9 protein-coding genes are annotated in these 12,642 nt (G+C 72.3%); 4 read left to right on the top strand and 5 right to left on the bottom strand.

Going from position 1 to position 12,642, the window contains the following annotated elements:
- Positions 1 to 28: 28 nt before the first annotated feature.
- The 3 genes from ACIO3O_RS41580 to ACIO3O_RS41570 all read left to right on the top strand — a co-directional run bounded on the left by ACIO3O_RS41580 (position 29) and on the right by ACIO3O_RS41570 (position 2,298).
- On the top strand, positions 29 to 946 hold the full coding sequence (locus tag ACIO3O_RS41580) for a LysR family transcriptional regulator (RefSeq protein ID WP_401755850.1): 918 nt from the start codon (positions 29 to 31) through the stop codon (positions 944 to 946).
- A 131-nt stretch (positions 947 to 1,077) separates the two neighbouring features.
- Positions 1,078 to 1,512: a nuclear transport factor 2 family protein gene (locus tag ACIO3O_RS41575; protein ID WP_401755848.1), complete on the top strand. Its 435-nt coding sequence runs from the start codon at positions 1,078 to 1,080 to the stop codon at positions 1,510 to 1,512.
- A gap of 156 nt (positions 1,513 to 1,668) precedes the next feature.
- Entirely contained in the window at positions 1,669 to 2,298 is a 630-nt protein-coding gene (locus ACIO3O_RS41570; protein ID WP_401755846.1) for a hypothetical protein, read from the top strand.
- A gap of 26 nt (positions 2,299 to 2,324) precedes the next feature.
- Here the strand turns inward: ACIO3O_RS41570 and ACIO3O_RS41565 are convergent, their stop codons facing one another.
- From ACIO3O_RS41565 to ACIO3O_RS41555, 3 genes are read right to left on the bottom strand one after another with little or no spacing between them, the layout of a single operon-like run.
- Positions 2,325 to 3,695: an MFS transporter gene (locus tag ACIO3O_RS41565; protein WP_401755843.1), complete on the bottom strand. Its 1,371-nt coding sequence runs from the start codon at positions 3,693 to 3,695 to the stop codon at positions 2,325 to 2,327.
- Complete coding sequence (locus ACIO3O_RS41560) at positions 3,692 to 5,710, bottom strand: PEP/pyruvate-binding domain-containing protein (RefSeq protein WP_401755840.1); 2,019 nt, start codon at positions 5,708 to 5,710, stop codon at positions 3,692 to 3,694. The genes ACIO3O_RS41565 and ACIO3O_RS41560 overlap by 4 nt, the downstream gene beginning before the upstream one ends.
- 37 nt (positions 5,711 to 5,747) lie before the next feature.
- Complete coding sequence (locus ACIO3O_RS41555; protein WP_401755837.1) at positions 5,748 to 7,121, bottom strand: acetyl-CoA carboxylase biotin carboxylase subunit family protein; 1,374 nt, start codon at positions 7,119 to 7,121, stop codon at positions 5,748 to 5,750.
- A gap of 415 nt (positions 7,122 to 7,536) precedes the next feature.
- On the opposite strand from ACIO3O_RS41555, the gene ACIO3O_RS41550 reads away from it, so the two are divergent.
- A complete protein-coding gene (locus ACIO3O_RS41550; RefSeq protein ID WP_401755834.1) occupies positions 7,537 to 8,646 on the top strand; it encodes a PAS domain-containing protein in 1,110 nt (369 codons plus the stop codon).
- An 88-nt stretch (positions 8,647 to 8,734) separates the two neighbouring features.
- Here ACIO3O_RS41550 and ACIO3O_RS41545 read toward each other — a convergent pair whose 3' ends face one another.
- Positions 8,735 to 10,330: an ABC transporter substrate-binding protein gene (locus ACIO3O_RS41545; RefSeq protein WP_401755832.1), complete on the bottom strand. Its 1,596-nt coding sequence runs from the start codon at positions 10,328 to 10,330 to the stop codon at positions 8,735 to 8,737.
- Positions 10,331 to 10,402: 72 nt separating this feature from the next.
- Complete coding sequence (locus tag ACIO3O_RS41540; RefSeq protein ID WP_401755829.1) at positions 10,403 to 12,463, bottom strand: hypothetical protein; 2,061 nt, start codon at positions 12,461 to 12,463, stop codon at positions 10,403 to 10,405.
- Positions 12,464 to 12,642: the final 179 nt, after the last annotated feature.

The following is a 12,642-nucleotide window of genomic DNA, read 5'->3' as shown; positions in this document are numbered from 1 at the left end:
CATGCTTTGCACTTGTAGAGTTACTGTCATGCAACTGGATTTGAATCTGCTCACGGCCCTGGACGCCCTGCTGGAAGAGGGCAGCGTCGCCGGTGCGGCGGCCCGACTCCATGTCACCTCACCGGCGATGAGCCGCTCCCTGGGCCGCATCCGCAAGGCCACCGGGGACCAGATCCTGGTCCGCACCGGCCGCAGCATGGTCCCCACCACCCGCGCGCTGGCCATGCGCGCCGAGGTCCACACCCTCGTGCAGCAGGCTCATCGCCTGCTGTCCGCGCAGCAGGACCTCGATCTGGCTGCTCTGGACCGGGTGTTCACGGTGCGCTGGCACGACGCCCTGACCACGGCGTGCGGCACCGCCCTGGCCACGGCCGTGCACCGTCAGGCACCCGGCGTCCGGCTGCGGCTGTCGGCCGAACCGGGCAGGGACGACGCCGAACTGCGCAGGGGAGAAGTCGACCTCGAATCGAGCGCCGGTGTGCCGACGCTTCCCGACATCCGCCATCACCTCGTCGGCAGGGACCGGTTGGTCGTCGCCGTGCGTCCGGGCCATCCGCTCACCGTCGGTCCGCCGAGCGCGGAGCGGTACGCGGCGTGCGAGCACCTCACCGTCTCGCGGCGCGGAAGTCTGCGTGACCCGATCGACGACACCCTGGGCGCGCGCGGGCTCGAACGCCGGGTCGTCACCGCGGGACCCACGGCCGCGTTCGCCCTCCAACTCGCCCTGGACTCCGACCTGGTGGTCACGCTCCCCGACGCGGTCACCCGGACGGCCCGGGAGCAGCTCGGCCTGGTCACCTTGCGGTCGCCGCTGCCGCTGCCCGACGTACCGCTGTATCTGCTGTGGCACCAGCGCTACGACGACGACCGCGCCCACACCTGGCTGCGCAACCTCGCCATGGAGACCGTCCGGGAACTCTTCGCTCCGCAGACCGCCTCCCCCTAGGGTCCGCTTCGAAAGTGGATCTTGATGTTGCGCTTGCCTACTCCGGAGGTAATCGCCCCGGCCGGACCGTGCGGGCTAGGTTGGTGATCTCACCACAGGAGCAGGACGCGGACCATACGGAGGGGCCCATCATGTCCATAGCCACCACACGGACCACGGTCGAGGAGTTACTGCGCACGATCGGTGAGGGCGATCCCGAGCGCATCGCCGAACTGTACGCCGAGCGGGGCGATTGGAAGCTGAGCTGGCCGGAGGCCGAGCACGGTCGTGCTGCCACGCCCTGGATCCGTCATCGGTCCACCCGGGCCGACGCGGCCGCCCACTATCGCGAACTGGCCGAGCACCACGTGCCGGAGGGGGTGGCGACGGAGGTCGAGCGCATCCTCGTCGACGGAAACGACGCGGTCGTGCTCGGCGAGATCCGCCAGACCGCTCGGTCCACCGGTCGCGCGTATCGAGCACGGTTCGCCATGCACCTCACCTTCGAGGACGGCTTGGTCACCCGGCACCATGTCTACGAGGACAGCCTCGCCGTTGCCCAGGCGTTCGACACCGACGACCGGTGAAAGCCTGGTCGTCGAGCGGGCCCCCGGAATGGGGAAGGAAGGTGCCGCACGCGGGTTGTGCAAGGGAGTTGTGCCTCGGGGTGACTGGCGGCCCCCGTGACGGGGTACAGCGCGAGAGACCAGTGATCCGTGTGCCGGGAGAAGGGCGACGACGCCATGAGGACAACCACCGTCAGAGGTCCGGCCCGAGTGGTCCTGGCCCTGGGCGCGGCCACTGTGGCCGCAGCCGCACTGTGCACCTCCGCCGTTGCCGCGACACCAACGGAGGTCGATGCAGCAGCAGTTGGGCGCATCGACGCACAACGACCGTGCCCTTACGCGTACTTCGACCTGGGCGAGACCCTCATCCACACCGCCGAGGACGGCAGTACGGACTATCGCCCCGGCGCCTACGCCCATCTGCGGGCCCTGCGCGAACGCCACATCAAGGTGGGGCTGATCACGAACGTGCCGCCCTCCTGGGGTGCGACCGACGCCGAGCGCGCAGCACGCCTGAAGCAGGAGGTCGACGCCACCTGGAAGGGCTCCGTGCCCTTCTCCTGGGCGGACTTCGGCGACCGGATCTACACGCCCCGCACCGAGGCCGAGCGCAAGCCCGCACCCGCGCTGTGGCAGCGGGCGAAGGCGCGCTCGGGCGGCTGCGCCGTGGTGCACCAGGCGGAGACCGCCGAGGAGGTGCGGGCGGCGGCCGCCCAGGGATTCGTGGCGTACCAGGTGGGGCAGCCGCACCGGCCCGGATTCCTGCCGGTGCCGGTCATCGAACTCCTGGGCCGGGTCCGCGGGTGACCGCCGCGGACCCGCTCCCGTAACGGTTACGGCGGGGACGAACGGCCGCCACCGGCCACCCGAGACCGTCGCTCGCCGCTGGGCGATACCGCTTCCGCCGCGTGTGACGGCTCGTACCGTGACGTCCGTACGACACCCGTGCGCAGCAGGAGTTGGAAGACCCCCAGCAGCGCCACCGTGACCAGCGCGCTGTGCCACAGCAGTGCGTCCAGGTGCCCCGCCGCGAGGTACGCGCCCGCGGCGACCGCCGCCAGCGCGCACACCGCGCGGTCCACGATGCTCTCGACCGACAGCAGCGTGGCGCGCGGTGCGTGCGCGGGCACCGCGTCGTTCACCAGCTTGCGCTGGATCGGGTACGCGAACCCGGTGGCCGCCGCGAACAGGCACAGCAGCGCCACCACGACCCACGGCCCGCCCAGCGTCATCGCGGCGAGCGTCCCCGCCAGCGCGAGGCTGAGGATCGACACCCAGGCCACCGGCGGCAGCCGCCTGCTGAGCCACTGCGGGCGGGCCGAGGCCACCGCCTCCGCGACCGTCATCGCGGCGAGCACCCCGCCGTGCGAGGCCTCCGCGATGCCGTGGTCGAGCAGGATCGGCTGGAAGAGGTTGACCTGGCAGATCCGGGAGAGCGTGAACACCGCCACGCCCTGCACCATCACCATCGCCAGCCACGGCGAGGTGACGACGCAGCGCAGTGCCGTGCCCGCGTCGCGCAGGAACGCGCCGCCCCGCCGTCCCCCGTCGGAGCGGTCCGCGGCCTTCTCCCGGTCGCCGTCCGGACCGGCCAGCCTGGGCAGGGCGACCGCGCAGGCCACGGAGCCCGCGGCACTGGCGGCGCTCAGCACGTACGGCGTCGAGTGCGCCACCGCCATCAAGGGGCCCACCAGCGGCCAGCACACGACCTTCGCCGCCAGGCCCAGCGCCCGGGCCGTGCCCTCCGCCTTCAGGTAGTGCGCGTCGCACTTCTCGGCCCGCAGTCCGTCGTAGAGATAGGCGCTGGCGGCGCCCGAGGTGAGCGAGCGGCCCGCGGCGATGGCCAGGAAGTGGACCAGGAAGCCGGTGTAGGAGGCGGAGAACACCGGTGCCAGGTTCGCCGCGGTCATCACGACCGCACCGGCCCGCAGGCAGTTGCGGGTGCCGATCCGGTCGGCGATCAGGCCGGTCGGGATCTCGAACAGGCAGAACGCCACGTAGTAGATGCTCTGGATGCCGAAGATCTCCGTGTCGGAGAGCCCGGCCGCCTTCTGGTACGCGTAGAAGACGGGCATCCACCACAGCAGGTTGAACAGGAGCTGGAAGCCGTAGTTGAGGCGGATGATCCGGCGGGCGGTGGCGGTGAGTCCGCCGCCGCCCGCCGCCCGCTCCTCGGCGCGCCGGGACGCGGGGCCGCGCCTCACAGCGCGTACGGGCGGATCTGGACCAGCCGGAAGTCGCCCTGCCCGGTCATCAGCCACTCGATGTCCAGCGCCCTGTCGACGTCGCCGCCGGGCTCCGACCCGCTGAAGTGCGACTGGAGCAGCCGGCCCGTCAGGGACAGGTCGGCGAGACGGGCGCGCGTCGCGGCGGGCAGCCCCTCGTCCCAGGAACCCAGGGCGACGGTGCGGCCTCCGCCCTCGACCGTGTTGTAGAGGTACTGCTGCGGCAGGACCGTGCCGTCGACGACCTGTTCCGGGGAGCCGGGGGAACAGTTGAGGTAGACGTTGCGGAAGTCCTCGCGACGCGTCGGGTTGCAGGTGACCAGGACTCCGCCGAGTGTGGCGGGCTCGTACCGCTGGACGATGACGCCCATGTACGTGTCGTCCAGCGAGATCCCGACCTGGTGGCGCAGCCGCACGCTGCGCGGGGACACCAGGGAGGCCCACACCTGGCGTACCGCGTCGAGGAGTTCCCGGGCGGAGCGGACGGTGGTGACGGAGTCGTACACGCCCGCGGCCGAGAAGCCCGGCAGGTCTTCGGCGTTGGAGGACGAGCGCACCACGAGCCGCTCGCCCCGGTCGACGCCGGGGAACGCCTGGCCGACCTGGCGGGCGACCGAGTCGGGCAGGGGCGTCTGCCGGATCAGGTGCTGGAGCTGGAGGCACAGCGGGTCCAGGGCGTCGCCCGCGTCGAGTTCCAGCGCCATCTTCAGCTTGCCGATGCCCTGCTGGATGGCGGGGCTGGAGGCGAGGAAGTGCTGCTGGAGCGCGAAGGGCAGGGCGACTCCCTCCGGTGCCGCGACCGTCGAGGCCACGAAGTCGGCCGCGCGGGAGGCGAGTTCGGCGGTGCTGGGCGAGGTGAGGCCGAGGCGGGCGGCGAGGTGGTGGTAGAGGTGTTCGCGGGGCGGGCGGGGCCGCCCGTAGTAGGCGGTCAGGTCCGCGGTGCGGCTGTCGAGCACGTGGTGCAGCTCGCCCAGGTTGGCGGCCTTGGTGCCGTACGTGTCGCGGTCGGCGGCGCGCAGCCGGTGCAGGGAGAGCACCGGGGTGTCGTCGAGCAGCGGAGGCTCCAGGCGGATGCGCTGCTGGTGCCAGGCCGGGGCCTGCAACGCGGGTTCCTCGTCGAGGAGTTCGAGCAGGATCTCGTCCTCGCGCACCCGGTAGCTCACCCATGCTCCGTCGAGGCCGTCCGCGTCGACGAGCTGTTCCAGATCGCGCACGATCGCGTTGGGGATGCCCCAGCCGGACGCCAGGACGTTGGTGTGCGAGAGCGGGGTGATGGGGGCGGTGTTGACGAACCCGGCGACCCGGGGCACGTCGTCCGGCAGGCAGGCCATGGCCACGATGTCCGCCCAGCCGAGGGAGGACTCGGCCGCCGCGTACTCCTCGTGGGTGCGGAAGAACCGCAGGCGGCCGGTGGCGTCGCCGGGGTTCAGCGGGGTGCGGGTGCGGTTGCCGAACAGCTCGTGGCTCAGGACGCGCGGAACGCGTTGCTCGCTGATCGCCGCGAGCTCCTCCTCCTGCCGGTGGTTGGCCGGTTTCAGGAGCACGGGGAGCCTGCCGTCGACCCGTTCGCGTACGAACTCGTAGAACTCGGCGAGGAGTTCACCGCCCATGGTGTCGGCCTCGGTGGTCTCCAGGACGAGGAAGGTCCGCTCCTGGCCCTCCGGGTCTTCGCCGGTGTGCAGCGACAGCACGCCCAGCAGGAAGCGGCGGTCGGGGGCCGTGTAGACGGAGGCGTTGAACGCGTCGAGGTCCGCGTCCAGCGCCGCCATGGGCATGCCCAGGACGCGGGTGGCGACGTAGTCGACGTGGAAGGGGTGTACGGCCGTGTCCAGCAGGTGCCAGGTGTGCTCGGTGCGGTCGACGACGACCTTGAGGTACGGGTGCCCGGCCAGCACCCCGGAGAGGGTCCGGAACAGTGGCAGCGACAGGTTCTCGCCGACGACCGTGCGGTCCGTGGCGAACTCCTCGGCGTCGGTGAAGAGCGCGGCGGTCATACGGCAGCCCCCTCGGCGTCGGTGAAGAGCGCGGCGGTCATACGGCAGCCTCCTCGGGCCGGGCCGCGGGCAGCACCCGGGGCAGCGCGTCCACCAGCGCCGCGAAGTCGTGCAGGACGGTGCGGGCGTCGGTCGCGGCCAGCAGGCACAGGGCGGCCATGGTGTTGGCGCCCGCCGCCGGGTCGTACTCCGGTACGGGCGTGCCGTCGGCCAGTGAGCTCTCCGCGACCACCGACAGGCTGCTGCCCCGGCTCAGCGGCACGTCCGCCGCCACCACGGGGAAGTCCCAGATCCTGCGGTCCGGCCAGGCCTTGCCGTGCCCGTCGACCGCCAGCACGACGAGGGAGCCCGCCGCACCCTGGGCCTGCGCGGGTGTGAGCGCCCGGTCGGGCCACGCCACCTCGCGCCCCAGGAGGTGGTCGACGAGCATGCCGACCAGGTCGAGGCCGAAGACCTCCTCGATCTGCGGCACGGTCATCGCGCCGCCGAACCTGGCGGCCGTCTCGATCAGCCACATCTCGCCGCCCGCACCGAGTTTGATCTCGGTGTGGATGCCGCAGTCCCGCAGTTCCAGGGCGTCCACGGCGGCCCGCGCGAGTTCCACCACGCGTTCCTGCGCCTCGGGCGGCAGCAGCGCCGGGGTGATGGCCGCCCGCTCGGTGAATGGCTCGACCGTCGGCATCCGGCCGCTGAGGCAGACCGGATGGAAGGTGCCGTTCGCGACGACTCCCTCCACGCTGACGTAGTCGCCCCAGCCGGGCTCGTCGAACCAGTCGGACGCCGTGCCGGTGACGATCTGCTCGACGACGAAGTCCGCGTCCGCCGCCGCCACGTGCAGCTCGGAGAACCCCAACTGGGCGGACTCGGCCATGACGTCGCGCGAGCGCCGCCAGGCGGCGGACACCTCGTGCGGGGTGCGGATGATCTGGTGCGCGGTGGAGCCCGCGCTCCACGCCGCCTTGAGGAGCAGCGGGAAGGGCAGCTCGCGGGCCGCCTCGTGCAGGTCGTCCTCGGTGGCGACGGGCCGGAACGCAGGCTGCGGCAGGCTGTGTTCACGCCAGGTGCGCCGCATCAGACGCTTGTCGCGGGCGAGGTGGGCCGCACCGCCGGGCCCCGCGAGCCCGAGGGCCTCGCAGGCCTCGGCCACGGCCACCACCGCGTACTCGGAGAAGGTCAGCACGGCGTCCGCGCCCACGGCCCCGGCGCGCGCGACGATCAACTGCACCAGATCGGCGCGCTGTGCCTCGGTCGGCGTCTCCACGGAGGCGCACAGGCTGCGGGCGGCACCGGCGACGGCGGGAGGAAGAGCACTGAGCGCCAGCAGGTGCACCTCCGCCTTGGCGGCCGCCCGCAGCAGGACGTGGCCGAGCGGCGGGCCGCCCTTGGCATGCACTAACAGCACCTTGCTCACGGAAATCCGTCTCCATTCGTCGTTCGGTTCGGGTCGGTGGGGGTGCGTACGCGGTGCGTACGGCCGGGACGCGCGCCGGGGTCGAAGGGCCGACGGTGCGGGGCCACCCGGCGGCGGGGTGCGGGGCGCGTTCCCACGGCGGGCCCGCACGAGCCTCGGCCGTACTTCCAGGAGACCAGGCCAGGGATGTGCGCAGCGTCGCCGCGCGCGTCCACGACTCAGGCAAATGCCTGAATCCCGGGCGGTATCTCCCCCTCCGGATCGCCCCTCGGAGGAGTACAGGCCACCGGACGCCCGAACTGCCCCGCCGTACACGGCACTTCGGCCGATAACCGTGTATGCGCGGCATCGGCACGGGATACCCATCGTCAGGTGACTGAGCGTCAGCCAGTCGCCTACGGACGGAGAGAACGCTGTGCACGAATCCACCCTCAAGGCACTGCTCGCACACCTTCCCGTGCTCTGGTGGGAGACCGTCGACGAGCCGGTGTGCCGCGGCCCTCTGCCCGCCGGCACCGGGCCGCAGCGACCGCCCCGGTACGAGACCTTCGCCGACCTCGTCGATCTCGCCCCGGCGTCCGCCTTCATCCGGGACGGCGACGGCCGCTACCTGTGGGCCAACCACGCCTACGCGCATCTCTACGGCACCGTGCCGGGGGAACTCGTCGGCAAACGCATCGAGGACTTCGACGCCCCGGCCGACGCGGACCGGTTCCGTGCGCTCGACCGGGAGATAATGACCCGCGGCACACCCGTGCGCCACACCCTGCACTACCGCCGCCCCGACGGCACCGAGGGGCAGGCGGTGGGGCACCGCTTCCCCGTCCGGGAGGACGCGCGGACCTGCGTCGCCGGGATCTACGTCGACGTCACGGACCACCTGCGGGCCACCGTCAGACGGCAGCGGGCGGAGGAGAGCCTCCAGGCGCTGCGGGACCACAGCGGCCTGCCCTGCGCGCTGCTGACCGCGGGCGGGCGCGTGGTCGAGGCGAGCACGGCGGCGGCCGAACTCTTCCACCTCGGGCTGCCCGACCTGCTCGGCCGCCGCGCCCACACACTGCTGGCCCCCGACCTCGGCCTCGACCGCCTGCACCGGAGGTGGCACGGGCTGATCGCGCGCCGCACCAGACGGCTGGAGACCACCGCCGTCCTCGTCGACGCCCGGGGCCGCAGGCGTCGCGCCGAACTCCACCTGACGACGGTCGGCGGTCCCACCGGGCGGGCCCGGCACGTCTGGGCCGTGGTCACCCATCAGAGTCTGGCCGTGGAGGCGCATCCCACGCCCACCGCCGCACAGGTCAGAATCCTGTCCCTGCTCGCCGAGGGCAGCAGCAACAGCGACATCGCCGCCTCGCTGAAACTGTCGCGGCAGACGGTCGACTACCACCTCGGGCGACTGCGGGAACTGCTGGACGCGCCCAGCCGACCCGCACTCGTCGCCCGCGCCTACGTGCTGGGCATCCTCGCCCCGCGCGCGTGGCCCCCGCGCTCGGCCACGGCCCCGCATCCGCTCAGTACGGTCTGACGCCTCCGCCCGGCTGCGCTCCTCCGCCCGGCTGCGGTACGGCCGCGCCCGGGCGGATCAACGGGATCACGTCGAGGCGCGGAGCCGGTCAGGCACCGCCCCGACCGGACAGGTCCCGCTCCGTGAGCGGCTTCCCTCCCTGTGCCGAGACCGCCAGGGTGGAGACCTTTCCGTCCGCGCCGATCTCGATGAGCGGCACCGCCTTGCGTTCCGGCGACCCGTCGCCGCCCAGCGAGATCAGCCCGCTGGCGCCCTTCACCGTTTCCGGGCCGTGCAGGGAGCGCCAGATCTGGATGACCTCGGAGCCGGACACCGCCCCGTTGTTGGTTTCGGAGTTCTTCGCGACCAGCCGGATTCCGGCCACCGCGGTGAGGACCGCGTCGTGCCCCATGATGGCCTGCCCGTCGTCCAGCGCCTCCTCCTTGAACAGGGCCCTGAACCGGCCGCCGGGGCCGAACGACGGCTTCGCCGGGCCCGGGTAGGCGTCCGGCAGCTTCTCCCAGCTCCCCGGGTGCGCGAGCCCGGTGTAGACGAGCCGCACATTGCCGTCCCGCAGGGTGTCCTTGATGTCCTGGAACCCGGCCGCCTGCGCCGTCTGCGAGGCGTCGTCCCCGGAGATCACCAGCACTTGACGGTCCTTCACGCACGGCCGGTCCTTGAGCGGGGCCAGGAAGCGCGGCAGGTCGATGCCCCGGCCCGCGAAGTAGATGACGTCCGGCCCGGCCGCGCAGATCGTCGACATGCGGGTCTTGAACGCGGTCGCCACGCCGGCCTGCGACGAGTCGTACTTCTCCGTCGGACCGGCCAGCCGCTTCGCCGGGAGTACGGCGAGGAACTTGTCCCCCAGCGTCTTGGTGTAGGAGTCGTCGGCCCGCTCGTCCTGCACCACCAGCACCCGCTTCTTCGCGTTCTCCTTCTGCGTCAGGAACGCCGCCGCGGCAGCCGCCTCGTCCGAGTTGACGGGTGCGACCCGCACCAGACCCGGCACCTTGCTGAGGGTGTCGGCGGTCAACACCGAACCCACGGCGGCCAGTTGCAGCCCTCCCTGGGCGGGGGAGGCGGTGATCCGGCGGATCACCGCTTCTGTGGCCGCCGTGCTGGTGCCGAGCCCGGCGACCGCGACGAGGTGCTCCGCCGGGGTGCGCAGCCGGAGCTGCCGCAGGGTGGCCTCGGCCTGCGCCGGGCCGTTGCCGAGGTGGGCGAGCAGCAGCTTGATCTTCGGTACGTCGCCGTACTTGTTGGAGTGGTTGGCCTCCATCTGCGCGATGTAGGCGCCCTCCAGCTCGTGCCGTACCGAGTCGGGGGTGTTGGTGTCCTTGGCGTCCGGCACCATCGACATCAGGTAGGCGATGCCGACGTGACTGGCCCCGCCCTGCTTCGCGGACTCCTGGTCCACCGCCTCGTTCTCGGTGCGGATCCGCTCGAAGAGCGGGCCCAGGTTCTTCTCGTCGAAGTGGTACGAGCCGTCGGTGATCCCCACGCACACGCCTTCGACCCGCTCCACGCCGGTCGCACACGAGGTGTCCACCGGCGGGTCGGGCCTCAGCCACAGCACCAGTCCGCCCGCCACGAGGGCGAGCACCACCACGCCCAGGATCGCGTTGCCGGGCCAGCGCCGCCACCACGGGGGCAGCTCCCCCACCCAGCCGGTGCGACGCCCCCGGCCCCTGCCCGGTACTGCCACCGCAATCCCCTCCTTCCTGTCCCGCACACCGTTCGTTCGATGCCGCCGGGGCGGTCATGACGCCGTGCCGTGTCAGTCCGTGTAGCGCTCGGCCTCGTCCAGCAGCGTGTCCGCGTCCGCTTCGGCCACCATCGCCAGCTGCCGGAGCTTGGCGCTGATCTTGTGGTTCAGTTCGGGGTGGCCCAGCGGCAGCCGGTTGCGGGGGTCGCCCGCCAGCCACAGTGCCGCGCACAGCTCGGCCAGCGGCCGGCCGAGGCGCTCGTCCGCGTAGGCGTCCGGGGCCAGCTCCCGGGCCAGCTCGGTCGCCCGTCGCTGCGGGGGCTCGTCCGACAGCCACGCCGGGTACATCGGCGCGGCTGTCACGTGGTACAGCTCGCGCAGCCACGGGATCAGGTCGCCGTCCGCCAGCCCGAGCCCGAAGTGGTCGACGACGGAGGAGAGTTCGCCCCGGGCGAGACGGTGGTAGAGGGCGTCCAGCGGCTGCTGGTGACGGGCGTGCCAGGAGGCCAGTACTTCGTGCAGCTGCCGCCACCGCTCCAGGGAGCCGCTCGTCGGGTCCTTCAGCCGGTCGAGCAGCAGCAGCCGCAGCCAGGGGTGCAGCACGGGCTGCGTGTCGAAGGTGGTGTCCACCGCGCCCGCGCCCCTGGCCCCGGCCCGGGGCAGCAGGTAGCCCGAGGGGCCGCGCCCGCCCCGGGTGTGGGCGTCCTCGGGAACCCGGCGCGACAGCCACAGCCGCTCGCGCAGCTCCCGCATCAGGGTGTCCCTGGCGTGCTCCGGCTGGTCGTTCAGCAGGCCCGCGTTCACGGCCGACTTGGGGGTGCGGGCCGTGGCGATCAGCAGGGCCGCCTCCTGCTGGTCCGCGGTCAGCCCCGTCAGCAGTCTGTCCCGTACGACATGGGCCAACGGCACCCCCTGCCCCGGTGGGCGCACCGACAGCAGCCCCCGCAGGTCGCTCTCCGCCGGGCCGCCCTCGCGCAGCCCGGCCAGCACCTCGTGGAGGGTGCGCACGCTCCACGGATGCCCGTACGTCAGCCGGTGGATCAGCGGAGTGGTGGCGGGCAGCACCCACGGCTCCGGGCGTCCGGTGCGTCCCGCGCGCTCCTTCTCGTACCGGGTGGCCTCCAGGGTGACCTCGACCTCGTCCAGGTCGCGCAGCCGCACCGGGCACCACCAGTGCGGCGGGGCCGCGTCCGGGCGCGTGCGCCAGGCGTCGTAGGAGAGGGTGTCGGGGGTGCTGATGTGCGGGTCGTCGGGGCTGCCGTCGCTCGGCCCGGGCACCGCGCGGGTGGTGGCGGCCGTAGCGACGATCAGCAGCGGGTCGTAGAGCCCGGAGCGGGCCTTCTCGGCGCGCAGTTGAGCGAGCAGTTCCAGGAAGGCGGTGATGTGCGGGCGGTCGATGTCGTCGAGCAGGGCCAGGCAGTTGTAGAGCCTGCGCCGGCCGCCGAACGAGGTGGCGAGGTCGTCGAGGAACACCTCGCACAGCCCTCGGTCCACCAGCGCGGCGTCCGCGGCTATGCCGGTGCGGTGGCGCCGGTTGAGGTCGATGAGCGCGTCGATGCCCGCCTGGGTGCTGCCCTGGCCGTAACCGACCAGGGCGCGGTTCAGTGCCGTGGCCACCGGCAGGTGGGTGAAGCCGCGCACCAACAGGCCGGCCGCCAGCTCCAGATGGGGCACCGGCGAGAGACCGAGCTCGTCGATGAAACCGCCCGCCGCCTCCAGGGCGTCGACGGCGGCGCTGCCGCGGGCCTGGCTCAGGGCGGACTTGAGCCGCTTGCGGGCCGCCTCGCGGTTGTCCAGCGGCAGATCGCCCAGGCTCAGCGCGAGCAGTCCGAGCATCAGCCGGGGAAAGCGCGGGGGCCGTACGCCGGGGTGTTTGCGGGACAGCAGGAACGCCAGGTGCACGGCCAGTTCGTACGGTCGTTGCACCGGCAGCGGTGCGAAGTCGATCCGTGCCGTGATGCCGCCCGCCGCCTCGCGGGCGAAGTGGTCCAGTGCGTACGTCTTGCCGCTTCCCGGCCGTCCCAGCAGAACGATCACCGGCAGCGGCCGTGCGGTCTCGCGCCGCCAGCAGTCCTGTACGAAGGCGGCGATCTCCGCCTGGCCGGCGGGGGGCGTGCTCGGGCCCTGGGGCATCCGGTCTCCCTCTGACAGGAGTGACCACTGAGGCGACATCGTTTCACGAACTCGCCTCCACAGCAGGCGTATCAGGCATCACAGGCATCTGCCGGGCCTCTCGCTGTCCGAATATCGGACACCTGATCCACTCATCGCGTGATCACTCCATACTGTGACCACATTCGTCTCACATATCG

This window comes from Streptomyces sp. NPDC087440 (genome assembly GCF_044744005.1).
Lineage (GTDB): Bacteria > Actinomycetota > Actinomycetes > Streptomycetales > Streptomycetaceae > Streptomyces.
This window is presented reverse-complemented; position numbering and strand designations above follow the sequence as displayed.